Origin of the sequence: Streptomyces sp. BA2, assembly GCF_009769735.1 — a bacterium.
Lineage (GTDB): Bacteria > Actinomycetota > Actinomycetes > Streptomycetales > Streptomycetaceae > Streptomyces.
Map to the genome: position 1 here is coordinate 1,439,724 of NZ_WSRO01000002.1, position 23,239 is coordinate 1,462,962.

Annotated in this window: 19 protein-coding genes; 9 read left to right on the forward strand and 10 right to left on the reverse strand. The window is 69.3% G+C overall.

The features are described from left to right. Positions 1–77 precede the first annotated feature (77 nt). Genes E5671_RS09035 through E5671_RS09055 form a run of 5 tightly spaced genes read right to left on the reverse strand, consistent with a single transcriptional unit; the run spans position 78 to position 4,468 of the window. A complete protein-coding gene (locus E5671_RS09035) occupies positions 78–1,112 on the reverse strand; it encodes an amidohydrolase family protein (RefSeq protein WP_160503322.1) in 1,035 nt (344 codons plus the stop codon). After that, positions 1,109–1,864 carry an ABC transporter permease gene (locus tag E5671_RS09040; protein WP_336605714.1) on the reverse strand — a complete coding sequence of 252 codons (756 nt, stop codon included), beginning with the start codon at positions 1,862–1,864 and terminating at the stop codon, positions 1,109–1,111. Before E5671_RS09040 ends, E5671_RS09035 begins: the two co-directional genes overlap by 4 nt. Further along, complete coding sequence (locus E5671_RS09045) at positions 1,861–2,655, reverse strand: ATP-binding cassette domain-containing protein (protein WP_160503323.1); 795 nt, start codon at positions 2,653–2,655, stop codon at positions 1,861–1,863. Before E5671_RS09045 ends, E5671_RS09040 begins: the two co-directional genes overlap by 4 nt. Further along, positions 2,652–3,482: an ABC transporter permease gene (locus E5671_RS09050; RefSeq protein WP_160503324.1), complete on the reverse strand. Its 831-nt coding sequence runs from the start codon at positions 3,480–3,482 to the stop codon at positions 2,652–2,654. The genes E5671_RS09045 and E5671_RS09050 overlap by 4 nt, the downstream gene beginning before the upstream one ends. Further along, on the reverse strand, positions 3,479–4,468 hold the full coding sequence (locus E5671_RS09055) for an ABC transporter substrate-binding protein (protein WP_237330139.1): 990 nt from the start codon (positions 4,466–4,468) through the stop codon (positions 3,479–3,481). Before E5671_RS09055 ends, E5671_RS09050 begins: the two co-directional genes overlap by 4 nt. A gap of 243 nt (positions 4,469–4,711) precedes the next feature. Here E5671_RS09055 and E5671_RS09060 point away from each other — a divergent pair, with 243 nt between their 5' ends. Continuing rightward, on the forward strand, positions 4,712–5,737 hold the full coding sequence (locus E5671_RS09060) for a LacI family DNA-binding transcriptional regulator (RefSeq protein WP_160503325.1): 1,026 nt from the start codon (positions 4,712–4,714) through the stop codon (positions 5,735–5,737). A 38-nt stretch (positions 5,738–5,775) separates the two neighbouring features. On the opposite strand, the gene E5671_RS09065 is transcribed toward E5671_RS09060, so the two are convergent. Genes E5671_RS09065 through E5671_RS09075 form a run of 3 tightly spaced genes read right to left on the reverse strand, consistent with a single transcriptional unit; the run spans position 5,776 to position 8,941 of the window. Further along, a complete protein-coding gene (locus E5671_RS09065; protein ID WP_160503326.1) occupies positions 5,776–6,648 on the reverse strand; it encodes a carbohydrate ABC transporter permease in 873 nt (290 codons plus the stop codon). Continuing rightward, a complete protein-coding gene (locus E5671_RS09070; protein WP_160503327.1) occupies positions 6,645–7,592 on the reverse strand; it encodes a carbohydrate ABC transporter permease in 948 nt (315 codons plus the stop codon). Before E5671_RS09070 ends, E5671_RS09065 begins: the two co-directional genes overlap by 4 nt. Continuing rightward, positions 7,589–8,941 carry an extracellular solute-binding protein gene (locus E5671_RS09075; RefSeq protein WP_160503328.1) on the reverse strand — a complete coding sequence of 451 codons (1,353 nt, stop codon included), beginning with the start codon at positions 8,939–8,941 and terminating at the stop codon, positions 7,589–7,591. The genes E5671_RS09070 and E5671_RS09075 overlap by 4 nt, the downstream gene beginning before the upstream one ends. Before the next feature lie 274 nt (positions 8,942–9,215). On the opposite strand from E5671_RS09075, the gene E5671_RS09080 reads away from it, so the two are divergent. From E5671_RS09080 to E5671_RS09090, 3 genes are all read left to right on the forward strand, one after another. Beyond that, the gene (locus E5671_RS09080; RefSeq protein ID WP_160503329.1) at positions 9,216–11,714 is read left to right on the forward strand and encodes an alpha-L-arabinofuranosidase C-terminal domain-containing protein; all 2,499 of its coding nucleotides are present in this window, start codon (positions 9,216–9,218) and stop codon (positions 11,712–11,714) included. A gap of 95 nt (positions 11,715–11,809) precedes the next feature. Then, positions 11,810–12,307: a peptidylprolyl isomerase gene (locus tag E5671_RS09085; protein WP_160503330.1), complete on the forward strand. Its 498-nt coding sequence runs from the start codon at positions 11,810–11,812 to the stop codon at positions 12,305–12,307. Positions 12,308–12,494: 187 nt separating this feature from the next. Further along, positions 12,495–13,691, forward strand: coding sequence for an aminotransferase class I/II-fold pyridoxal phosphate-dependent enzyme (locus E5671_RS09090; protein WP_160503331.1), 1,197 nt, complete (start codon positions 12,495–12,497; stop codon positions 13,689–13,691). A 10-nt stretch (positions 13,692–13,701) separates the two neighbouring features. Here the strand turns inward: E5671_RS09090 and E5671_RS09095 are convergent, their stop codons facing one another. Both E5671_RS09095 and E5671_RS09100 read right to left on the reverse strand, forming a co-directional pair. Then, positions 13,702–15,261, reverse strand: coding sequence for a glycosyl hydrolase 53 family protein (locus tag E5671_RS09095; protein WP_160503332.1), 1,560 nt, complete (start codon positions 15,259–15,261; stop codon positions 13,702–13,704). 64 nt (positions 15,262–15,325) lie between these two features. Beyond that, positions 15,326–17,347, reverse strand: coding sequence for a beta-galactosidase (locus tag E5671_RS09100; RefSeq protein WP_160503333.1), 2,022 nt, complete (start codon positions 17,345–17,347; stop codon positions 15,326–15,328). A 201-nt stretch (positions 17,348–17,548) separates the two neighbouring features. Here E5671_RS09100 and E5671_RS09105 point away from each other — a divergent pair, with 201 nt between their 5' ends. The 5 genes from E5671_RS09105 (at position 17,549) to E5671_RS09125 (ending at position 23,140) form a co-directional block, all read left to right on the forward strand. Continuing rightward, positions 17,549–18,868: an ABC transporter substrate-binding protein gene (locus E5671_RS09105; protein ID WP_160503334.1), complete on the forward strand. Its 1,320-nt coding sequence runs from the start codon at positions 17,549–17,551 to the stop codon at positions 18,866–18,868. After that, positions 18,865–19,824, forward strand: a complete 960-nt coding sequence (locus tag E5671_RS09110) for an ABC transporter permease subunit (protein WP_160503335.1) — start codon at positions 18,865–18,867, stop codon at positions 19,822–19,824. The genes E5671_RS09105 and E5671_RS09110 overlap by 4 nt, the downstream gene beginning before the upstream one ends. Then, on the forward strand, positions 19,821–20,732 hold the full coding sequence (locus E5671_RS09115) for a carbohydrate ABC transporter permease (RefSeq protein WP_160503336.1): 912 nt from the start codon (positions 19,821–19,823) through the stop codon (positions 20,730–20,732). The genes E5671_RS09110 and E5671_RS09115 overlap by 4 nt, the downstream gene beginning before the upstream one ends. Then, positions 20,729–21,760: a substrate-binding domain-containing protein gene (locus E5671_RS09120; protein ID WP_160503337.1), complete on the forward strand. Its 1,032-nt coding sequence runs from the start codon at positions 20,729–20,731 to the stop codon at positions 21,758–21,760. The genes E5671_RS09115 and E5671_RS09120 overlap by 4 nt, the downstream gene beginning before the upstream one ends. A gap of 93 nt (positions 21,761–21,853) precedes the next feature. Then, a complete protein-coding gene (locus tag E5671_RS09125; protein WP_160503338.1) occupies positions 21,854–23,140 on the forward strand; it encodes an FAD-binding protein in 1,287 nt (428 codons plus the stop codon). Positions 23,141–23,239: the final 99 nt, after the last annotated feature.

Sequence of the window (23,239 nt, forward strand, 5' to 3'; positions counted from 1 at the left end):
CTTGGTTCGATATACCGGACGTTGAACGATTTCCCGGACAGACGGTAAGGCGGGCGCCGCCGGGGGTCAATGGGTCGTCACACCCCTTCGTCCGGCAGCCGCATCAGGCGCCGGATGTTGCGGTGATAGATCTGGTCGCGTGCGGTGTCCGTGAGGTCAAGGGCGTCGATGACGCGGATCGTCTCGCGGATGTAAAGCGGTCCGCCCTCGGGGTCGAAGGGGCAGTCGGTGCCGAACAGAACGTGGCCGGCACCGAAGAAGTCCAGGCCGCACCGGGTGCCGATGGCGGAGCCCGACAGCGCGGTGTCGGCGTAGAACCGGCGGAAGTAGTCCAGCGGCCGCTGCGGCAATCGCTCGCGGCGCAGCCGCTCGAAGTCCTCGCCGGCCGTGCGGCTGCCGAGCTGGTCGCTCCAGCCCAGGCCGATCCTTCCTTCCAGGTAGGGGATCATCGCCCCCAGGTGATGGGTGATGATCTTGATGTCCGGGTGCCGCTCGAGCAGGCCGGAGAAGACGAGCCGGGCCATGGCGACGCTGGTCTCGTAGGGCCAGCCGAGTGCCCACCAGATCTCGTACGCGGAGGTGTCCTCGGTGGCGTAGTCCGCGAAGGCGGCGCTGCGGGTCGGGTGCATCCAGATCGGCAGATCCCGCGCCGCCATCTCGGCGAACACGGCCCGGAAGGCCGGGTCGTCCAGCGGCCTGCCGTTGACGTTGGTGAACACCTGCACGCCGCGCGCCCCCAAGTCATCGATGGAGAAGGCCAGTTCGGCGAGCGCGGCATCCGGGTTGTTCATCGGCAGAGCCGCGACGAACGCCGGGAACCTGTCGGGGTGACGCGCGCACAGCTCGTGCATCGACGTGTTGGCGAGCCGCGCGAGGGCCGGTGACGCGGACGGCCCGGCGAGCAGTTCGATCGGCGGCGATGACAGCGTCAGCACCTGCTGGTAGCCCTCGCCGAACTCGTCCATCATCCGCAGCCGCGCGTCGAGATCGTGCAGCGCGGACAGTTCGAGCCACCGCTTGAGGGCACCCGTGTCGACGGCGAGCTCGCGCATGCGCGCGAAGTACGGCGCGGGCAGGATGTGGCTGTACGCGTCTAGCTTGTGGACGCTCATCGGTATCCCCTCGACGTCTTCGGAACCCAGCGGGTGACCCTGCGGTCGACGGCCTGGACCAGCGCGGTGGCTCCGAGCGCGACCGCGATCACGACCAGGAGCACGGCGAGAACGCCCGCGCTGTCGAAGCGCCCGCCCGCCTCGGTGACGACGTGTCCCAGGCCGACGACGGCGATGAACATCTCGCCGTTGATCATTCCGGTGACGGCGCGGCCGATGCCGAGACGCACGCCGGCCATGATCATGGGGGCGGTGGCCGGCAGCACGACGCGCAGCAGCACCTGCCCTTCGCCCGCGCCGTAGGAGCGCGCCATCTCCACCAGCTGTGCGGGGGCGGACCGCACGGCCGACGCCGTGTTCACGATGATGACGAACATCGCGTACATGACCACCACCGCGACGACGGAGGCACGGCCCGCGCCGAGCAGGGCGAAGAAGACCGGTGCGAAGACCAGCGACGGGGCCGTCAGGAGCGCGTACACATACACGCCGAGCGCGGCGTCGGCCTTTCGCCAATGGCCCATGGCCATGCCGATGGCGAGGCCAGCTACGAGGGAAATGGCGAACCCCAGGGCCAGGTTGACGAGGCTGTCGCGCAGACTGGCGTAGATCAGTCCTTCGGCGGCCAGTTCGCGCAGCCGGGCCAGGACCGTGCTCAGCGGCGGGAAGAACGACGCGTCCGCCAGGCGCCCGGTCAGCTCCCAGGCCATGGCGCCGACCGCGAGGCTGATCGGTGCGGCCGGCGCGTTCACCGGGCCACCTTCGACGGGCGGTGCTCGGTGTGCATCTCGCGGAGCCGCTCCCAGAGGTACGCCGTGATCTCGGTGTACCTGCCCGACCGTTCCAGCGAGGCGACGTCGGCGGAGCGCGGCCGGGGCAGGTCCACGGGCACGATGTCCGCTATCCGGCCGGGCCGGGCGCTCATCAGGACGACGCGGTCTCCGAGGAGCACGGCCTCCGCCATGCTGTGGGTGATGAACACGACGGTCAGCCGGTGTTCCTCCCAGATCGACAGAAGCTCCTCCTGAAGCAGCCGCCGGGTCTGCTCGTCCACCGCTCCGAACGGCTCGTCCATGAGCAGGACCTGGGGTTCCACGGCCAACGCCCGTGCGATGCCCACGCGTTGCTGCATGCCGCCGGACAACTCGCCGGGCAGCTTGCTCTCGAAGCCCGCGAGGCCCACCGTCCCGATCAGCGAACGGGCACGCTCCTCGCGTTCGGCCCGGCCGACACCGCGCATCCGCAGGCCGAAGGCGACGTTGTCGAGGACGCTCGCCCAGGGCAGCAGCGCGAAGTTCTGGAAGACGACGCTGCGGTCGGGGCCGGGGCCGCGCACCGGTGCGCCGTCGATGAGGATGTCGCCGGCGTCCCAGGGGGTAAGACCGGCAACGGCCTTCAGCAGGGTGGTCTTCCCGCAGCCGCTGGGCCCGAGCACGGTCAGGAATTCGTTCGCGCCCACCTCCAGGTCCACGTCCCGCAGCGCTTGGACGGTGGTGCCGTCCTGTCCGACGAAGCTCTTGCCCAGTCCTTGGATCGCGATCACCGAGTGCCTCCTGCCGTCTGTGTCCGTGCCCATCGGGTCAGCTCGCGTTCGCCCCACCCGGCGAGAGAGATCAGGAGCAGCGCCTCCGCCAGGATGATCAGGACGGAGCCGTAGAGCTGCGGCGCCTTGAGCAGGCCGCGGTACTTCAGGATCAGACCGCCCAACCCGTCGGAGACCATGAGCAGTTCGACGATGACCATGCCGGTGACCGCGCGGCCGATGCCGAGCCGGACGCCGGTCATGACCGCGGGGAGGGCGCCGGGCAGCAGGATCCGGGTCCAGATCTGCCGTTCGCCGGCCCCGAAGGAGCGGGCCATCTCGATCAGCGAGGGATCCACCTGTCGCACACCGGCCCGGCAGTTCACCACCACCATCACGACCGAGAAGACGGTGACCAGCAGGACCCGCGAGGTCAGCCCCACGCCCACCGACATCACGAGCAGCGGAATGATCGCGGCCATGGGGGTGACGAGGAGGATGTTGAGGTAGACGTCCGTGTACCGCTCGAGCAGCCTGAACCGGCCGAGGACGATACCCGCCGGGACGCCGACGGCGAGGGCGAGGGCGAAGCCGAGGACGAGCGCCTGGTTGCTGACGTACAGGGCGTGCCACAGCTCCGCGTCGGTGAGGAGCCCGGCCGTGGCCAGGACCGTCTCGGCGAAGCCCGGCAGGAGCAGGCCGCCCCGCTCGCGGGCGTAGAGCTCCCAGGCCGTGGCGAAGACCACGAACGTGAGGAGCTGGTAGGGCCAGTTGGCGTCCAGGACCCGTCGGCGAGCCGCCGCGGCCGTCACGACGCGTCCCTGATGGGCTCCCTGATGAACCGTCATGACGCCTCCTCGATGAAGCTGAGGTCGGCCGCGTCCCGCGTGGTCATCCCCCGTGCGATCACGCCGGCGCGGGCGAAGAAGTCGATGGTGCCCTGGACGTTGCGGCGCGTCAGGGCCGCCGCGTCGAAGAGCTTCGCGTCGCGGTAGCGCCGTGCGGTCGTCGCCACGTCCTCCTGGTCCTCGTCCGGCAGATACTTCTTCGACAGTTCCACCAGGTGCCGCGGGTCGGCGTTGATCTTGCCGTGCTCCCGCACCAGGGCGGTGACGAACTCCTGCGCCACCTCCCGGTGTCGGGTGAGGAAAGCGGCGTTCGCGTACACGGTCTGCGGATGCAGGTCCGGCAGGCTCTCGGCGAAGTCGACGACCTTGGTGAGCCCGGTGGCGCCCGACGACTCCAGGGAGACCGCGTCGGAGATCTCCAGCGGCGTCGCGTCGATCTCCCCCGAGGCCAGGGCCTGCGCGCGCACGTCCGAGCCACCGATGGTCAGGTAGTCGGGGCGCTTGCCCGCACCGCACTCGGCGTCCACCCAGTCCTTGGCGATGGCGGTCGCCACCGCGCCCTCGCTGAAGATGCCGAACGGGCGGCCGTTCAGGTCGTCGCAGGACGAGACGGCGGAACTGCCGTACAGCGCCCACTGGTTGCCGACGACATCGGCGATGATCTTGATGGGGGCGTTCTGTTCGATGGCGCTCAACGCGGGGCCCGTCGCCTCGGCCGAGATCGCGTAGTCGCCCTTGGCCAGCCCCTCGACGGCCAGTTCGGGCTCCGCCAGTTCCACGACGTCGACCTCGTGCCCCTGGTCGCGGAGGGTGTCTACGGCCGCGAGGAGCGGCACGGTCGTGAGGTCCGGTTCGATGAGCGCCACGGTGAACGAGAGCTTCCCGTCCGCGCGGATGTGGGTGCCAGGGCCGCCACAGGCGGTCGCGGTGACGACGGACAGGAGCGCGACAGCGGCGAGCCGTTTCACGCGGGTCCAGTCATGCATGATCTCCCCCTTCGGTTCCTCCACTTGCTTCGGTCACTTGCTCGGGTCGACTTCTCGTTCTCGTCACGTTCTCCAAGGTCATCGCCTAGGAAAACGTCTTCCTTTCTCGGATGGTAGCGAGCCGGTCCGGGGCAACGTCAAGGGGTCAACTCAGGCCACCGACATGGCCGTTGTGTCGCACCGTTGCACACTCGCCGCTCCCTGTGCCATGTTGAGGCAAACGTTTCCCTCTGGGGGTGGGCCATGAGTTCACTGGTGGATGTCGCCCGGGCGGCGGGGGTGGCCGTGGCCACCGCGTCGCGGGTGCTGAGCGGGTCCGACCATCCCGTCTCGGCGAAGACACGCGCCAAGGTCATCGCGGCGGCCGAGCAGCTGGACTACTCGCCGAGCGCCCTCGCGCGGGCGATGGTCTCGCCCAACAGCCGCCTCGTGGGAGTACTCGTGAGCGACATCGTCAACCCGTACTTCTCCGTGATCGCCCGCGGTGTGGACGACGTGGCGACCCGGGCCGGCTACGTGACCATGCTGTCCAACGTCGACCGGAGCACGGCCACGGAGGTCAGCCGGCTGCAGGCGATGCGGGACTACCGCGCCGCGGGGGTCGTCTTCGCGGGCAGCGGTCACGTCGACGACCCGCAGAGACCGGCCCTGCTCAAGGCCGTCCGCCAGGCGCAGGAGCAGGGCATCCGGGCCGTGTCACTCGCCGACCGCGACCTCGGCTGCCCGACGATCACCGTCGACAACCACGCCGCCGCCCACGACGTCACGGACCACCTCGTCGCGCTGGGCCACCGCCGGATCGCGTTCGTCGAGGGGCCGCCCGGCATGACGGTCACCCAGCAGCGGAGGGAGGGCTTCCTCGCCCGCATGCGCGAGGCAGGCCTCGGCGAGAGCGCGCGGTGCGTGCCGGGCGGCTTCGACCACGAGGCGGGGCACGCCGCGGCCCTGCGGCTCATCGCGCGCCGGCCGCTGCCCGATGCCGTCCTCGCGGCCAATGACGAGGTCGCGGTCGGCGTGCTCGGCGCCTTGCGTCAGGCGGGCATCGACGTACCGGGCGAGATCTCCGTCGCGGGCATCAATGACCTCCGGGTCGCCCGGCACATCGGACTGACCACGGTGAGCCTCCCGCTGTACGAGATGGGTTCCCTGGCCGCCCGGCACATCATCGAGTCCGCGCCGGGCTCAGGCGCCGACGGCGGTGCGACCACCACGCTCAGCCATCGGCTCGTACCCCGGGAGACCACCGCCCGGCGCCCACCGGAGCGGTGAGGGCCGGGCAGTGAGAGGGCCGGGCGGTGAGGGGTCGGCTACTGCCCGGCCAGGCCCGTATGCGCCACGCCGCTGACGATCTGGCGCTGGAAGAAGACGAAGACGACGATCAGGGGCAGCCCCGCCATAAGGCCGCCCGCCATCAGCTGCGCCCACTGGATCCCGTAGGAGTTCATGACGGTCGCGATGCCGTTCGGCATCGTCATCAGGTCGGGGTTGTTGGTCACCATGTACGGCCACAGGAAGTTGTTCCAGGACGCGATGAACGTGAAGATCCCGACGGCCGAGAGCGAGGGCCTGGACAGCGGAAGGACGATGGTGAAGAAGACCCGCCAGCGTCCGGCCCCGTCGATGTACGCGGCCTCCTCCAGCTCGTGCGGGATCGACTGGAAGAACTTGTAGAGGATGTAGACCATCGCGGCGGGCGCGCACTGCGGCAGGATCATGCCCCAGTAGGTGTCGACCATCCCCATGGACTGGACGGTCGTGAAGAGCGGGACGCCGAGCACGGCCGGCGACACCATCAGGCCCGCCATCACCAGGCCGAGCAGCACGTTCTTGCCCCGGAACTCGGTGCGCGCGAAGCCGTACCCGGCGAGCGCGCTGACGAACACCACGATGAAGGTGACGCAGACCGAGACGACGACCGAGTTCACGAACCAGTTGGTGATGTTGCCACTCTCGAAGAGCGCCTTCCACGCCTGGCCCGTCCACTCCTCCGGCACCCAGTGGGTGGGCACCTCGACGGCCTCTGTCTCCGACTTCAGGGACGTGAACAGGGCCCACAGCAGGGGCGTCATCCACAGTGCGGAGACCAGGACGCCGAGCGCGGTGAGCACGATCTGGCTCGGGGTCCACTTCTTCTTGCGGCTCTTGGGGCCGCTTTTCCGTACGACGATGGCCGTGCTCATCGCACGCCCTCCTCACGCTTGCGCAGGAGCCACATCCGGCCGAGGGCGACGGCCGCGATGAGCACGAAGAAGATGATGGAGATCGCCGAGGCGTAGCCCACGCGATAGGCGGTGAAGCCCTCTTCGAGGGTGTACTGGACGAAGGTCCTGGTGCTCTCCTCAGGGCCGGGGCCGAAGTCCTGCATCACCACGGCCTGGTCGAAGACCTGGAGCGAGGCGAGTATCTGCAGCGTGATCACGAGGCCGGTGATGTTGCGCAGCATCGGCAGGGTGATGTGCACCATCCGCTGCCAGGCACCGGCGCCGTCGAGCTCGGCGGCCTCGTACAGATGCCGTGGGATGTTCTGCAGCGCCGCGAGGAAGAGCAGGAAGCTGAAGCCGACCGTCCACCACAGGGTGGTGATCACGACGGCGAGCAGGGCGGTGGACTTCTGGGTCAACCAGGGCGTGTCGAGCCCGAAGACGTGGTTGATCATTCCGGTGGCCGGGTTGAACAGCCACTGCCAGAGGTTCCCCGCGACCGTCGACGGCAGCAGGAAGGGGGCGAAGAAGCACAGCCGCCACAGCCATTTGGCGCGCTCGATGTGGTGGGCGAGCATCGCGAGGAGGAACGCGAGGACGACGATGCAGGGCACCACGAGCAGGGTGAAGTACGCGCTGTGGCCGAGCGAGTCCCACAGGAGCGGGCTGTCGAGAGCCTCGCGGTAGTTGTCGAGGCCCACGAAGCGTTCGCCCGTGCCGGAGATGTTGGCGTCGGTGAAGCTCAGCCACAGGCCGCGGCCGATCGGGAGCAGCACGAACAGCGCGAACAGGACCATGAACGGGGCGACGAACCAGCCGCCGTGCTGCACGCGACGGGTCAGCCGGGCCCGCAGCGAATCGGCCTCCGTCGCGGGGACGGACCGTACAGCGGCCGGTGCGACCGCGGTGTCGACGGCGCTCATGCGGCGGACCCTCCCTCGGTGGCGGAACGGCCTTCCATCGGGTTCTTCATCGCGACCAGCTTTTCGAGTACGTCCTTCATGCGCCGCGCGGTGGCGTCGGGCTTGGCGGAGCCGACGTTGGAGGAGGCGATGACGGGGCCGATGCGCTGGGCGAGGAGCCCGGTGGATCCCGCGAACCAGGCGGGCGGCTCGACCGCCATGTGATCCATGGCCGAGACGTACTCGGACTGCGGCTTGAGCGACACATACTTCTTGTCGTCAAGGGTCGGCAGGTAGGCGGGGATGTGGCCGCCCCGCGCCCAGGCCGTGGCGTTCTTGACGACGTACGCGGCCAGTTGGTGCGCGCCCTCGTTGGTGACACCGCCGCGCTGCGACTGGTGCGGCAGGACGAAACAGTGCGACTCGGTGTGGGTGGCCGGTTCGCCGAAGACGGGCGGCAGCGGCGTCGCGCCGTACTCGAGCTTCGCGCCGCTGAAGACGGGCACCGACCAGTTGCCCTCCCAGGTGAAGGCGGAGCCGTTGACGAAGGACTCGCCGTCGGCGATGCCGATCGCGGTGGAGTAGCCGTCGGTCAGGTGCCGGCGCAGGAACTCAAGGACCTGGGTGGCCTTGTCCGTGTCGAGGGTGACGTCGCGGCCGTCCGCGCTGAGACAGGTGCCGCCGAGCTGGGTGTAGAAGGAGAGGAAGAACCACCAGGAGAAGTTCGGCTCGTCGGCCTTGATGCCGATGGTGTGGACGTCACCCTTGACGGCCTTCTTGGCGGCCTTCAGCGCCTTGAACCAGTCCTCGGGCGAGGTGACCTCGGCCAGATCCCCGCCCGCGTCGAGCAGTCCCGCCTTCTCGCACACGTCCCTGCGGTAGAAGCAGAGCTGGGCGTGGATGTCGAGGGGAAGGCCGTAGAGCTTGCCGTCGACCACGGCGCGTTTCCACAGCACCGGGTCGAAGTCCGCTTCGCGCACACCGTACTTGGCGAGCAGCCGCACGTCCCAGGGGTCGAGGAGCTGTCCGGGAGCGAAGCCGGGTATCCGGCCCAGGTGCATCACCGCGAGGTCGGGGGCGCGATTGCCCGAGGCGGCCATCGCGAGCTTGGTGTAGTACGGATTGCCCCACTGGAGGGTCGAGTCCTTGACGTCGACGCGGGGGTTCGCGGCGCGGAAGGCGTCAAGCATCGCGATCATGTTGGCGCCGTCGCCGCCGGAGAACAGGTTCCAGTAGCGGACCCGTACGTCCGCGTCCGACGCGATCGCGGATGCGCTGCGGTTCGCGGCGGCGAGTCCGAAGCTGCCCGCGACGGCGAGCGCTCCGATGCCGCCGAGCACACCTCGTCGGCTCGGGAGGGGTGGTGACATTGCGGCTCACTTCTGTTCGATATTTCGAATGCTGCTCGCAACTTCGAACGGGACCGTAAGGTCGAACGCCGTGCACGTCAACGGTTCGGACAGAGCCGGTGGTGAAGTCCCCGGAATCACTTGGAAGTTGTTCGACATCGCGAACCCCAGGACGCACCTCGGCCACTTCCTGCGCGATGCGTTGACGCGCCGCTCCCCACTGCCTAAGTTGCCGTTCGACCTACTGATCAGCGTTCGAAATACCGCACAAACGTCGCTCAAGACTGGGGTACGCATGGCACGCAGACGATGGAGACTCGGGATCACCCTGGGGGCCCTGCTCGCCGGAACGCTCGCCGCGGGGCCCACCGCCGCGGCCGAGCCCACCGACTACACCATCGACGTCGACACGACCCGGACCGGCGCGAAGATCGACGACTCGATGTACGGCGTCTTCTACGAGGACATCAACCGCGCCGCGGACGGCGGCCTCTACGCCGAGCTCGTCCAGAACCGCTCCTTCGAGTACTCCACCGCGGACAACGCCGCCTACAAGCCGCTGACCTCATGGGACACCTCAGGTGCCGCCAGGGTGGTGAACGACGACGGCCGCCTCAATGCCCGTAACCGCAACTACCTCTCCCTGGACGGCGGTTCGTCCGTCACCAACTCCGGCTACAACACCGGCATCGCGGTCACCAAGGGCAAGCGCTATGGCTTCTCGGTCTGGGCCCGCACCGGCGGGACAGGGAACGGCGGGACGGGCAAGGCTCCGCTGACCCTCACCCTGCGCGACTCCTCCGGCGAACTCGCCCCGGCCCGCCGTGTCACCGCGCGCGGCGGCTGGGCGAAGTACAAGGCCTCCTTCACAGCGGGCCGCACCTCCGCCACCGGCCGGCTCGCGGTCGCCTCCGGCGCCCCCGTCGCGCTCGACGAGATATCGCTCTTCCCGCGCGACACTTACAAGGGCCGCGCGAACGGCCTGCGCAAGGACCTCGCCGAGAAGATCGCCGGCCTTGACCCCGGCTTCCTGCGCTTCCCCGGCGGCTGCCTGGTCAACACCGGCTCCCACGAGGCGTACGACGAGAAGTCCGGCTGGCAGCGCAAGCGCTCCTACCAGTGGAAGGACACCATCGGGCCCGTCGAGCAGCGCGCCACGAACGCCAACTTCTGTGGCTACAACCAGAGTTATGGCCTCGGCTACTACGAGTACTTCCAGTTCGCCGAGGACACCGGCGCCATGCCGCTGCCCGTCGTGCCCGCCCTGGTGACGGGCTGTGGCCAGAACAAGGCCACCGACGATCCGGCCCTCCTCAAGCGGCACATCCAGGACACCCTGGACCTCATCGAGTTCGCCAACGGCCCGGCGACGAGCGAGTGGGGCAAGAAGCGGGCGGCGATGGGCCACCCGAAGCCCTTCGGCCTCACCCACCTGGCGGTCGGCAACGAAGAGAACCTCCCCGAGGAGTTCTTCGCCCGCTTCAAGGAGTTCCGGGCGGCCATCGAGGCGAAGTACCCGGACATCACCGTCATCTCCAACTCCGGTCCCGACGACAGTGGTTCGACCTTCGACAAGGCCTGGCAGCTGGGCCGCGACGCGGACGTCGCCATGGTCGACGAGCACTACTACAACAGCCCGCAGTGGTTCCTGGAGAACAACGACCGCTACGACTCCTACGACCGCGAGGGCCCCAAGGTCTTCCTCGGCGAGTACGCCTCGCAGGGCAACAAGTTCTCCAACGCCCTGTCCGAAGCGGCCTTCATGACCGGCCTTGAACGCAACGCCGACGTCGTCAAGCTCGCCTCGTACGCCCCGCTGCTCGCCAACGAGGACTACGTGCAGTGGAAGCCGAACATGATCTGGTACGACAACGACCAGTCATGGGGCTCGGCCAACTACGAGACCCAGAAGCTCTTCATGCGCAACGTCGGCGACGAGGTCGTGCCGTCCACCGCCTCCGGGACCCCCGCCACGTCCGGCCCCATCACCGGCGCGGTCGGCCTGTCCACCTGGGCGACCAGCGCCGCGTACGACGACGTGAAGGTCACCGGCGAGAACGGCGAGACGCTCCTGGCCGACGACTTCTCCGGCGGTGACGGCCGGTGGAGCAAGGCGGCGGACAAGGGCACCTGGACCGTCCAGGACGGCGCCTACGTCCAGTCCGACGAGGCCGCGGAGAACACCCTGGTCACGGCGGGCGACAAGAGCTGGCAGAACTACGACCTGAACGTGAAGGCCACCAAGAAGTCCGGCAAGGAGGGCTTCATGGTCGCCTTCGGGGTCAAGGACTCCGGCAACCACTACTGGTGGAACCTGGGCGGCTGGAACAACAGCCAGTCAGCCGTCGAGAAGACCGTCGACGGTGCGAAGCAGACCATGGTCCAGGACACGACGACCATCGAGACGGGCCGCTCCTACGACCTGCGCGTGGAGGTGCGCGGACGTCAGGTGACGCTCTTCCTCGACGGCAAGAAATGGGGCTCCTTCACGGACGACAAGCCCGCCGAGCCGTTCCGCCAGGTCGTCACGCGTGACAAGGCCACCGGTGACCTCATCGTCAAGGTCGTCAACGCGCAGGGGTCGGATGCGCGCACCAAGATCGCCCTGGGCTCGGGCACGAAGGCGGGGCCGAGCGCAAAGGTGACCACGCTCGCCGCCGACCCGGCAGCCGAGAACACGAAGGACGCGACGCCGGTCAAGCCGGTGGCCTCGACGTTCAAGGGCGTGTCCGACTCGTTCTCGTACACCTTCCCGGCGAATTCGATCACCTTCATGAGGATCGGGACCGACTGAGCCCAAACAGCATCATGCCTGGTCAAACGGGTTTGCCAGGCTGTTCGGGGGGTTCGGTTGGCGGGCGGGGACAGGGCAATGACAGGATGAGGACCATGACAATCAAGGCTTATTTCGACATCACCATCGACGGCAAGCCCGAAGGCCGCATCACGTTCAACCTCTTCGACGACGTCGTGCCGAAGACCGTGGAGAACTTCCGCGCGCTCGCCACCGGCGAGAAGGGCTTCGGTTACGCGGGTTCGAAGTTCCACCGCGTCATCCCGGACTTCATGCTCCAGGGCGGCGACTTCACCGCCGGCAACGGCACGGGCGGCAAGAGCATCTACGGCGAGAAGTTCGCCGATGAGAACTTCCAGCTCAAGCACACCAAGCCGGGCCTGCTCTCGATGGCCAACGCCGGCCCCGACTCGAACGGCTCGCAGTTCTTCATCACCACGGTCGTCACCAGCTGGCTCGACGGCAAGCACGTGGTCTTCGGTGAGGTCGCGGACGAGGACAGCCTGGCCCTCGTCAAGAAGATCGAGAGCTTCGGCTCGCAGTCGGGCGCCACCAAGGCCGAGGTCGCCATCGCCGCCTCCGGCACGCTCTAACACCTGGCACCTGCCCCCCGGCATGAGCCCCCGCCTCCCAGGGCGGGGGCTCACCCGCCCCTCCTGCCTCTCCTGCCTCACCTGCCTCACCTGCCTCACCTGCCTCACCTGCCTCACCGGTTGAGCGTGCCCTCGCCCGCGTACGTATGTACGGGAGACACCACCCTCCCCCACCCGGAGGCCTCCCATGGCAGACGCGGGCAGCGTCACCGCCCTCTTCCGCGCGTCCACCGCGCACAGCCCCTCGTACTCCGCGCTGAACAGGGCGGCGGCGGACAGCGGGCGACCGCTCGTCGACTTCTGCGTCCCGTGCAATCCGTACTTCCCCACGCCCGAGATGTACGAGGAGCTCGGCGGACGGCTGCGGGACATCCTCACGTACTACCCGAGCGGCGCGGACACCATCACCGCCGAGCTCAGTGCCGTGCTCGGGCTCAATCCGCAGACCGTCGTGATGGGCAACGGCTCGACCGAGCTCATCACCTGGATCGACCACCTGCTGGTGCGCGACGCGCTCGCCGTTCCCGTGCCGACGTTCGGGCGGTGGACCGATCAGTCGATGGAGACCGGCAAGCGCGTCGACATGTTCCTGCTTCCGGAGGCCGACGGCTTCGCGCTCGACCCCGCCGCGTACGTCGGCTTCGTACGCGCCCGCGGCTCCCGCACAGCCGTCATCTGCAATCCCAACAACCCGGACGGAGGCCTGCTGCCGCGCCGCTCGGTGCTCTCGCTGCTCGACGCGCTGCAGGATCTGGACCTGGTCGTCGTGGACGAGTCGTTCCTCGAGTTCGCCGACGCGGGACCGGAGTCGAGCGTCGCCGACGAGGCCGTTCTGCGGCCCAATGTCATCGTGCTGCGCAGCCTCGGCAAGAACTTCGGACTGCACGGCGTGCGCTTCGGCTATCTCGTCGCCAATCCGGGCCTGGCCGGCCGGGTGCGCGCCGCCCTGCCGAAGTGGAACCTCAACTCCTTCGCGGAGACAGTGGTGTTCATGCTGAGACAGCACCGCCACGCCTACGACCTGAGCCTGCGTCAGGTGCGGCGCGACCGCCAGGAGATGATCTGGCACCTCGGCCGGCTCCCCGGCCTCACCAGTTATCCCTCGCAGGGCAACTTCGTGTACGTGCGGCTGCCCGACGGCGTCGACGGAGCGGTCCTGCGCGACCGGCTGCTCGCGGAGCACGGCATCCTGGTCCGCGAGTGCGGCAACAAGATCGGCAGCTCCAGCCGCTTCCTGCGCCTTGTGGTCCGCCCGCCGGTCGACGTACAGCCCCTGATCAGCGGTCTCGAACAGGCGCTGTACGCGGCCGGGGACTCCGGACTTCTGCCGGTCCCCTACGGCTCGGGGAACCCGGCGGTGGACCGTCTTGTGATGCGGGCCTGAGCCCCCTGACTCAGCGGTGCGCGAAGGCGCTCATCGCCTCGGTGGGCACGCCGTCGTAGTCGAACAGCGCCTGGTTCTCCCAGGCGTTGCCCGTGGAGGGGTCCGTCGGGTCCCAGCCGTTGCCCTCGACGGCGGTCCAGGTGGCGTCCCACCAGAAGACGCCCAGGCCACGGCCTGCCGGGACCGCCTCGACGACGCTCTGGATGTCGCGGAACCAGGCCGCCTGACCCGCCTCGGTGGCAGGGTAGCCGCCGACGAGCTCCTCGGCCTTGTCGATGACGTTCTCCCAGTCGTCGTCGCTGTCCAGACGGAAGGGGTAGGCGGTCTCGGCGACGAAGAGCGGCTTGGCGTACCGCGTCGCGAGGTCGTCGAGGTTGGCCTGGAGGTCGGAGAGGGCTCCGTGCCAGTAGCCGTAGAAGGACAGGCCGATGAGGTCGAAGGGCACGCCGCGCGAGACCGCGTTGTCGAACCAGGTGCGGTACAGGGCGTTGTCTCCGCCGTTGGCGAGGTGGAGGGCGACCCGCGTGCCGGACGCGACGGCCTTCGCGGCGGTGGCCCCCGCCGTCAGAAGACCCGCCAGCTGCGACCAGTTGGATGTCGAGCCGGTGGGCCACAGCATGCCGCCGTTCAGTTCGTTGCCGATCTGCACCATGTCGGCGGTGGTGCCCTGCGCCTTGAGTGCGTTCAGGACGTCGTACGTGTGGTCGTACACGTCGGTCTTCAACTGGGCGTACGAGTGTTCCGACCAGGCCGAAGGGATCGTCTGGGCGCCCGGGTCGGTCCAGGTGTCCGAGTAGTGGAAGTCGACGAGGAGCTTCACGCCCCGTGCCTTGACGCGCTTGGCCACGGCGAGGACGCGGGTCTTGTCGCAGTACCCGTCGGCGGGGTCGACCCACACGCGCAGGCGGGCGTAGTTCATCCCGGCGGACCTGAGCACGGCGAGGGCGTCGGCCGTGGCGCCCGATCCGGTGCGGTAGACGCCGCCGAAGTCCTCGCTCTTCTTGAGTGAGGAGATGTCAGCACCCTTGATGGGCAGCCCTGTTGAGCCAGGCGTGAGTGTGATGTCGTCGAAGTTGACCCAGTTCCCCGCCTTCGCGTCGGAGTACAGGCGGACCGTGCACGCATTGCCGGTCACGGTGACGGAGGTGACGATCCGGAGCCACTCGCCGTTCGGGGTGGGCGGCAGGTCGGTGCGCTGCTCGGCGGAACCGCTCTTGAGGGCCAGGTATGCCGCGTTCTGCCCGCCGCTGGACCGGACCCAGGCGGTGAGCGTGTACGTGCCGTTGGTGAGGCCGGTGAGGTACTGGTACGTCTCGACCTTGTACGCCGAAGCCGACCAGTGCGCCAGGCGCTGCCCGCCCGTGCGGCCGCCCGCCTCCGCGAAGGACGCGCCGGTGGCGCCGTAGGTGCTCCAGCCGGTGGTGCCGCTCTCGAAGCCCCCGTTGGTGAGGGTGGACGCGGCGCTCGCGGACCGGGCGGGCAGGGCCGCGAAGGCGGCGCCTCCCAGGGTGGCTGCCAGGACGGCTCTTCGGGTGGTGCTGCCTGAGCTGAATGTTCCGTTTCCGTGCATCGTCGATGTCCCTTCGACTTGGCGGTACGGGGGGAAGGCGGGCGTTGCGTGTGAGAGGGCGGAGTCAGCCGTCGAGGCGGACGACCCGTACGGCGCCCGCGGGCACTCCGAGGTGGCCCGCGGCGCGCTCGCCTGTGAGGAGTTCGGTGCCGTGGGCGTCGAGCGGCACCTTGGCGTCGGACCCGGTGTGGTTGATGGCGAAGACATAGGTGCCGGTGTCGCCGCGCCGGGTCACCACCTCGACGTCACGCGGGAGTTCGGGGTGCTCGGTGACGCCCGCGTCGGCGCAGGCGGTCGCGAGCAGGGCGTCGAGATCGCGGGCGGTCAGGCGCGTGGAGACGTACCAGGCCGTGCCCTCCCCCAGCTGGTTCCGGGTGACGGCGGGGCGCCCCGCGGCCAGGCCGTCCGCGTACGTCCACACGGTCTCGGCGCCGCGCGGCACGACGAACTCCGTCCATACGTCCCCGGTGAGTTCGGCGCCGTCGGGCCCCGTGATGCGCACCGTCTGTCCGTCGAGCAGCGGCGAGAACTCCTCGACGGTCAGGCCGAGCACGTCGCGCAGGGCGCCGGGGCAGGGCCCGGGGTGCACGGCGTCGTGCTCGTCGACGATGCCGGAGAAGTAGGAGACGAGGAGGGTGCCCCCCCGCGCCACGTACTCCTTGAGGTTGAGGGCCGCTGCCTCCGTCGCCAGGTACAGCGCGGGCACGACGACCAAGGGGTACGCCGACAGGTCCGCCTCGGGGTGGGCGAAGTCGACGGTGAGGTGGCGGTCGTACAGGGCCTCGTAGAACGTGTCGGCGCGCTCGCGCGCGTCGTGGTCCTCGCTGGGCCGCCACTGCAGGGACTGCGCCCACCAGGAGTGCCAGTCCCACAGCATCGCCACGTCGGCGACGGTCCGCGAGCCCTTGAGGGGCGCCAACTCGCCCACAGACGCGCCTAGTTCGGCGACCTCGCGCCAGACTCGGGAGTCCGTTCCGGCGTGCGGAAGCATCGCCGAGTGGAACTTCTCCGCGCCGCGCCGCGCTTGCCGCCACTGGAAGAACAGGGCGCCTTCGGAGCCGCGGGCTACATGGGCCAGGGAGTTGCGGGCCATCTGCCCCGGCGCCTTCGCGGGGTTGCGGGGCTGCCAGTTGACGCCGGACGTGGAGTGCTCCAGGAGCAGCCAGGGAGCCCCGCCCGCGACGGAGCGGGTGAGGTCGGCGGCCATGGCGAGGTTGACATGGGTGCGGCGGCCGTCGGTGATCAGGTAGTGGTCGTTGGTGACGAGGTCGACCTCGCGGCCCCAGGCCCAGTAGTCGAGGGAGTCGCACTGGCTGAGCGCGGTCATGAAGTTGGTGGTGACGGGGGCGCCGGGGGCGAGGCGGTGCAGGATGTCGCGTTCCCGCACGAAGTTCTCGCGCAGGGTCGCGTCGGCGAACCGGCGGTAGTCCAGGGCCTGGGCGGGGTTGCCGACCGTGGGCGTGACGCGCGGCGGTTCGATCTCCTCGAAGGATCCGTAGCGCTGCCCCCAGAAGGCCGTGCCCCAGGCCTCGTTGACCGCCTCCACGTTCCCGTACGCCGCCCCGAGCCAGGCCCGGAAGTGGGTGGCGCAGGACGCGCAGTAGCAGGCGGAGACCGGCACCCCGTATTCGTTGTGGACGTGCCACATGGCGAGCGCGGGGTGCCCTGCGTACCGGCGGGCGAGCTGCTCGGTGATGGCGGCTGACGCCTCGCGGTAGGCCGTGTTGCTGTGGCAGATGGCGCCGCGTGAGCCGAACTCGTAGCGCACGCCTTCGGCGGTGACGGGCAGGGCTTCGGGGTGTGCGCGGTAGAACCAGGCGGGCGGCGCGACCGTCGGGGTGCCGAGGTCGGCGCGGATGCCGTTCTCGTGCAGGAGGCCCAGGATCCGGTCGAGCCAGCCGAAGTCGTAGGTGCCGGGCGACGGTTCGAGCAGGGCCCAGGAGAAGATCCCGACGCTCACCATCGTGACGCCGGCCTCGCGCATCAGCGCCATGTCCTCGCGCCAGACGGATTCCGGCCACTGCTCGGGGTTGTAGTCCCCACCGAAGGCGAGCCCGCTCAGGCCTCTGGGGGTGTTCTCCGGCATGGATCTCTCCCGAGTCATCGATCAGTTGGACACATCAAATGGGAACGTGCACACACACTTTCGCGGTTCTGAGTTCAACATAACCGCACAGCAACAACCATTGACAAGTGTCCTGGATGTTTCTCTACTGTGAACGCTCACAGATGCGTGGCAGGCCGCTCGACGCAGTCGGCACAGCCACCCGGTCAGGGGAGACCATTCATGCCGTTCACCAAGCACCGTCGCTTCCACGCCACTTCGCTCGCCCTCGCCCTCGGCGCCGCCACCCTCACCGCCTGCGGCTCGTCGGACGGCGGGAGCCAGGACGCGTCGGGCCCCGCCTCCCTGACGTACTGGGCGTGGACGCCCGGCATGGACAAGGTCGTCGATCTGTGGAACAAGGGCCCCGGCAAGAAGGAACAGATCAAGGTCACGGTCAAGAAGCAGGCGTCCGGCGACACTCTCGTCACCAAGATCCTCACCGCCCACAAGGCCAAGAAGGCCCCCGACCTCGTCCAGGCCGAGTACCAGGCGCTGCCGACCCTGGTCAGCAATGACGCGCTCGCCGACATATCCGGTGAAGTGGGCCAGGTGAAGGGCGAGTTCCCCGAGGGCGTCTGGCAGCAGACGACGCTCGGTTCGGACGCGGTGTACGCGGTGCCGCAGGACTCGGGGCCGATGATGTTCTACTACCGCGCGGACCTGTTCAAGAAGTACGGCCTGAAGGTCCCCGCCACCTGGGACGAGTTCGCGGAGACCGCCCGCGTGCTGAAGAAGAAGGCCCCGGACAAGGACCTCACCACGTTCTCCGCGAACGACTCCGGGCTCTTCGCGGGCCTCGCCCAGCAGGCGGGCGCCAAGTGGTGGACCACCAAGGGCGAGAAGTGGAAGGTCGGCATCGACGACGGCGCCACGCGCAAGGTCGCCGACTTCTGGGGCGGCCTCGTGAAGGAGGGCGCCATCGACAACCAGCCGATGTATACCCCCGCCTGGAACAAGGCCCTCAACACCGGCAAGCAGATCGCCTGGGTCAGCGCCGTCTGGGCGCCCGGCACCCTCACCACCGCCGCACCCGACACCAAGGGCAAGTGGGCCATGGCCCCGCTGCCGCAGTGGTCCAAGGGCGCGAACACCACCGGCAGTTGGGGCGGCTCGTCGACCGCCGTCACCACCGACAGCGGCCACAAGGCCGCCGCCGCCAAGTTCGCCGCCTGGCTGAACACCGATCCCAAGGCCCTGGACGCGCTCGCGAAGGAAGGCGGCATCTACCCCGCCGCCACCGCGGCCCAGACCAGCGGCGCCTTCGCCGAACCCCCGGCCTTCTTCGCCGGCCAGAAGGACTTCTACCCGCAGGCCGCCGAGATCGCGAAGACCGCGGCGCCCGGCGCCTGGGGGCCGAACGTGAACGTCGCGTACACCTCGTTCAAGGACGCCTTCGGCGCGGCCGCCAAGAACAAGTCCGACTTCGGCGGCGCCCTGAACACCATGCAGGACACCACCGTCGCCGACCTGAAGAAGCAGGGCTTCGGAGTCGCGCCGTGACCGCTGCACGTCCCGCACGCCCTGCACGTCCCGCACGCCCCCGCCGCAGGACGTCGTACGGGGTCAAGAGCGCCCCGTACGCCTTCCTGCTCCCCGCCACGCTGCTCTTCGCGCTCTTCTTCGCGCTGCCCATCGGCTACGCGCTCTGGCTCAGCCTCCACAAGGTCGAGGTGAAGGGCCTCGGTCTGGGCAAGGACGCCCGGCGCGAGGTCTGGGCCGGGATCGGCAACTACACCGACGCGCTGACCGACTCCGAGCTCCTGCACGGCGCGCTGCGCGTACTCGGCTACGGCGCCATCGTCATCCCGGTGATGCTCGGCCTGGCCCTGCTCTTCGCGCTGCTCCTGGACACCGAACGGGTGCGTCTGACGTCGTTCACGCGCCTCGCGATCTTCCTGCCGTACGCCGTGCCCGGGGTCATCGCCGCGCTCCTGTGGGGGTTTCTCTACCTCCAGGACGTCAGCCCCTTCTACTTCGTCCTCGACAAGCTGGGCCTGCCGCAGCCCGACCTGCTCGACGGAGGCCCGCTCTACCTCGCGCTCTCGAACATCGCGGTCTGGGGCGGCGCCGGCTTCAACATGATCGTCATCTACACCTCGCTGCGGGCCATCCCGGCCGAGGTCCACGAGGCGGCGAAGCTGGACGGCTGCTCACAGCTGCAGATCGCGCTGCGGATCAAGATCCCGATGGTGGCGCCCTCTCTGGTGCTCACTTTCTTCTTCTCGATCATCGCGACGCTCCAGGTGTTCAGCGAACCCACCACCCTCAAGCCGCTCACCAACTCCGTCTCCACCACGTGGAGTCCGCTGATGAAGGTGTACCAGGACGCCTTCGGCAAGGGTGACATCAACTCGGCGGCCGCGACCGCCGTGATCATCGCCTTCGCCACGCTCGTCCTGTCCTTCGGGTTCCTGCGCGCGGCGAACTCCCGTACGAAGAAGGAGGCGGCCCGATGAGTTCACTCGCCGTCCGCAAGACCCGGCCCGCCCCGGGCACCACCCCCGGCACCGCGCAGGGCCCGCCCGCGGCCCCGCCCCGCCGGATCGCCGTCCTGCCGACCGCCGTGCTGCTGCTCGGCGCCCTGTACTGCCTGCTACCTGTGCTCTGGGTGGTGATCGCCTCCACCAAGTCGGGCCGCGAGCTGTTCTCCACGTTCACGTTCTGGCCCGGCAGCGGCTTCGCCGACAACGTCACGGACCTGTCCGCCTACCGCGACGGAATCTACTGGCGCTGGATGGGCAACTCCGCCCTCTACGCAGGCCTCGGCGCGCTCCTGTCCACGGCCGTCTCCGCGGTCAGCGGCTACGCGCTGGCGATCTACCGGTTCCGCGGCCGCGAGACCGTCTTCAACATCCTCATGGCGGGCGTCCTGATGCCCCCGGTGATCCTGGCCGTCCCGCAGTACCTCCTCCTCGCGAAGGCCGACCTCACCGATTCGTACGCCTCGGTCCTGATGCCGCTCGTCCTCTCCCCCTACGGCGTGTACCTCGCCCGGATCTACGCCGCCTCCGCCGTGCCCGGCGACGTCGTGGAGGCGGGACGGATGGACGGCGCGAGCGAGTGGCGGATCTTCACGCGGATCGCGCTGCCGATGATGGTGCCAGGCCTCGTGACGGTGTTCCTCTTCCAGTTCGTGGCCGTGTGGAACAACTTCCTGCTCCCTTACATCATGCTCAGCGACGACGAGAAGTTCCCCATCACGCTGGGCCTGTTCACGCTCCTGGAACAGGGCTCCAACACCCCCGCGCTCTACACCCTCGTGATCACCGGGGCCCTTCTCGCCGTCGTACCGCTCATCGCCCTCTTCCTGGTCATCCAGCGCTTCTGGAGCCTCGACCTGCTGTCCGGAGCCGTAAAGTCGTGACCATGAACGCAACGGGGGGCAGGCGCAGGCCGCCGACGATCCACGACGTGGCCCGCGAGGCCGGCGTCTCGCGCGGCACGGTGTCCCGCGTCCTCAACGGCGGGCACTACGTGAGCCCTTCCGCGCAGGAGGCCGTGAACGCGGCGATCCGCAAGACCGGTTACGTCGTCAACCGCCACGCGCGGTCCCTGATAACCGGACGCTCCGACTCGGTGGGCTTCCTCCTCACCGAACCGCAGGAGCGCTTCTTCGAAGACCCCAACTTCAATGTCCTGCTGCGGGGTTGCACGCAGGCGCTCGCCGCGCACGACATCCCGCTGCTCCTGATGCTGGCCGGCACCCCGGACGAGCGGCGCCGCATCATGCGCTACATCACCGCGGGCCACGTCGACGGGGTGCTCCTCGTCTCCAGCCACTCCGGTGACCCCGTCGCGGACGAGCTGCGGGAGGCGGGGGTTCCCCTGGTGGCGTGCGGGAAGCCGATCGGCCAGGCGTCCAAGGTGAGCTATGTCGCCGCGGACGACCGGGACGGCGCCCGCGACATGGTGCGCCATCTCCTCTCCCTCGGGCGGCGCCGCGTCGGCACGGTGACCGGGCCGCTCGACACCCCCGGCGGTGTGGACCGGCTCGCGGGGTACCGGGAGATCCTCACCGAGGCGGGGATCGCGGTCGACGAGCGGCTCGTCGTGTCCGGCGACTACAGCCGGGCGGGCGGCGAGGCCGCGGCGACCCGTCTCCTGGACCAGGCTCCCGACCTGGACGCCGTCTTCGTCGCCTCGGACCTCATGGCGCAGGGCGTCCTCACTGCCCTCCACCGCGCGGGCCGCCGCGTCCCGGAGGACATCGCGGTCGGCGGTTTCGACGACTCGCCCGCCGCGCTGACCGCCCGCCCCGAGCTGACGACGGTCCGCCAGCCCTGGGACCGCATCAGCGCCGAGATGGTGCGGGTACTGCTCGCCCAGCTGGGCGGCGAGGACCCGGCCGCGGTCATCCTGCCGACGGAGCTGGTGATACGGGGATCGGCCTGACGTACAAGGACCCTGACGTACGAGGACCCTGACGTACGAGGACGAGGCCGCGGAGGGCTCACTCCCCCGCGGCCGTGAGGGAGGGACCCGAACATGACTGACGACACCTTGGCCACCGGCCGGGACGGTGCCGTGACCAACTGGGCCGGGAACATCACCTTCTCGGCCCGTGAGCTGCACCGGCCCGCGTCGCCGTCCGCCCTGCGGGCACTCGTCGCGGGCAGCCGGCAGGTGCGGGTGCTCGGCAGCGGCCACTCCTTCAACCGGATCGCCGATGTGGACGGCGACGGAGCGGACACGGCCCTTCTCTCACTCTCCGCTCTCGATCCGTCCATCGACGTGGACACCGCGGCGCGCACCGTGCGCGTATCAGGCGGCGTGCGGTACGCCGAACTCGCCCGGCACGTCGCGTCGTTCGGGCTCGCGTTGCCCAACATGGCCTCGCTGCCGCACATCTCGGTGGCCGGTTCGGTCGCCACCGGGACGCATGGCTCGGGCAACGGCAACCAGTCGCTCGCGGAGGTCGTGCGCACGGTGGAGCTGGTGACCGCCGAAGGGGAGACCCGCGTACTGAACCGTGGCGACGACGGTTTCGACGGCGCCGTGGTCTCGCTCGGCGCACTCGGCGTGGTCCTTGCCCTCACTCTCGATCTGGAGCCGTCCTACACGGTGAGCCAGCACGTGTTCGGCGAACTCCCGCTGACGGAGCTGGACTTCGAGGCGGTGGCAGCGGCGGCGTACAGCGTCAGTCTCTTCACGGACTGGCGTGGGCCGCGCTTCAACCAGGTGTGGCTCAAGCAGCGCGGCGATGCCCCGGTCGACTTCCCGTGGGCGGCGCCCGTGCAGGAGCCACGCCACCCCGTGCCGGGGATGCCCGCCGTCAACTGCACGCAGCAGCTGGGCGTTCCGGGGCCGTGGCACGAGCGGCTGCCGCACTTCCGGCCCGAGTTCACGCCGAGCAGCGGTGCCGAACTCCAGTCGGAGTATCTGCTGCCGCGCGAGCACGCCGTGGCCGCGCTGCGCGCCCTGGCCGCCATCGGGGACGAGGTGGCGCCCGTGCTCCAGGTGTGCGAGACGCGCACTGTGGCCGCGGACACCCAGTGGCTGAGCCCCGCCCACGGCCGGGACACCGTGGCGTTCCACTTCACGTGGGTGCCGGACGCGGCGGCCGTGCTCCCGGTGATCGCGCTCGTCGAGGAGCGCCTGGCGCAGTTCGGGCCCCGGCCGCACTGGGGCAAGGTGTTCGCCGCCGATCCCGCCGAGCTGGGAGCCCGCTATCCGCACGCGGCCGCTTTCGCGTCCCTCGCCGAACGCCTCGACCCACGGGGGAAGTTCCGCAACGCCTTCGTGCGCTCTTTCGTGCGTCCCCTTCTCCAGTGACCTGGCTATGTGACAACCACGGCCCCTCCGGGGCCGTCCTCGGAGTTCCGGCGTAAAATTGGAGCAAACCGGTCAATTCGACCAGGTGTGGCCGAGCGC

What these genes read in the sequence shown, in the direction of transcription:
- E5671_RS09050 (WP_160503324.1), bottom strand. Translation starts at nt 3,482, where the DNA reads ATGACGGTTCATCAGGGAGCCCATCAGGGACGCGTCGTGACGGCCGCG.
- E5671_RS09060 (WP_160503325.1), top strand. Translation starts at nt 4,712, where the DNA reads ATGAGTTCACTGGTGGATGTCGCCCGGGCGGCGGGGGTGGCCGTGGCC.
- E5671_RS09080 (WP_160503329.1), top strand. Translation starts at nt 9,216, where the DNA reads ATGGCACGCAGACGATGGAGACTCGGGATCACCCTGGGGGCCCTGCTC.
- E5671_RS09075 (WP_160503328.1), bottom strand. Translation starts at nt 8,941, where the DNA reads ATGTCACCACCCCTCCCGAGCCGACGAGGTGTGCTCGGCGGCATCGGA.
- E5671_RS09035 (WP_160503322.1), bottom strand. Translation starts at nt 1,112, where the DNA reads ATGAGCGTCCACAAGCTAGACGCGTACAGCCACATCCTGCCCGCGCCG.
- E5671_RS09085 (WP_160503330.1), top strand. Translation starts at nt 11,810, where the DNA reads ATGACAATCAAGGCTTATTTCGACATCACCATCGACGGCAAGCCCGAA.
- E5671_RS09100 (WP_160503333.1), bottom strand. Translation starts at nt 17,347, where the DNA reads ATGCCGGAGAACACCCCCAGAGGCCTGAGCGGGCTCGCCTTCGGTGGG.
- E5671_RS09055 (WP_237330139.1), bottom strand. Translation starts at nt 4,468, where the DNA reads ATGCATGACTGGACCCGCGTGAAACGGCTCGCCGCTGTCGCGCTCCTG.
- E5671_RS09125 (WP_160503338.1), top strand. Translation starts at nt 21,854, where the DNA reads ATGACTGACGACACCTTGGCCACCGGCCGGGACGGTGCCGTGACCAAC.
- E5671_RS09095 (WP_160503332.1), bottom strand. Translation starts at nt 15,261, where the DNA reads ATGCACGGAAACGGAACATTCAGCTCAGGCAGCACCACCCGAAGAGCC.
- E5671_RS09105 (WP_160503334.1), top strand. Translation starts at nt 17,549, where the DNA reads ATGCCGTTCACCAAGCACCGTCGCTTCCACGCCACTTCGCTCGCCCTC.
- E5671_RS09115 (WP_160503336.1), top strand. Translation starts at nt 19,821, where the DNA reads ATGAGTTCACTCGCCGTCCGCAAGACCCGGCCCGCCCCGGGCACCACC.
- E5671_RS09090 (WP_160503331.1), top strand. Translation starts at nt 12,495, where the DNA reads ATGGCAGACGCGGGCAGCGTCACCGCCCTCTTCCGCGCGTCCACCGCG.
- E5671_RS09065 (WP_160503326.1), bottom strand. Translation starts at nt 6,648, where the DNA reads ATGAGCACGGCCATCGTCGTACGGAAAAGCGGCCCCAAGAGCCGCAAG.
- E5671_RS09070 (WP_160503327.1), bottom strand. Translation starts at nt 7,592, where the DNA reads ATGAGCGCCGTCGACACCGCGGTCGCACCGGCCGCTGTACGGTCCGTC.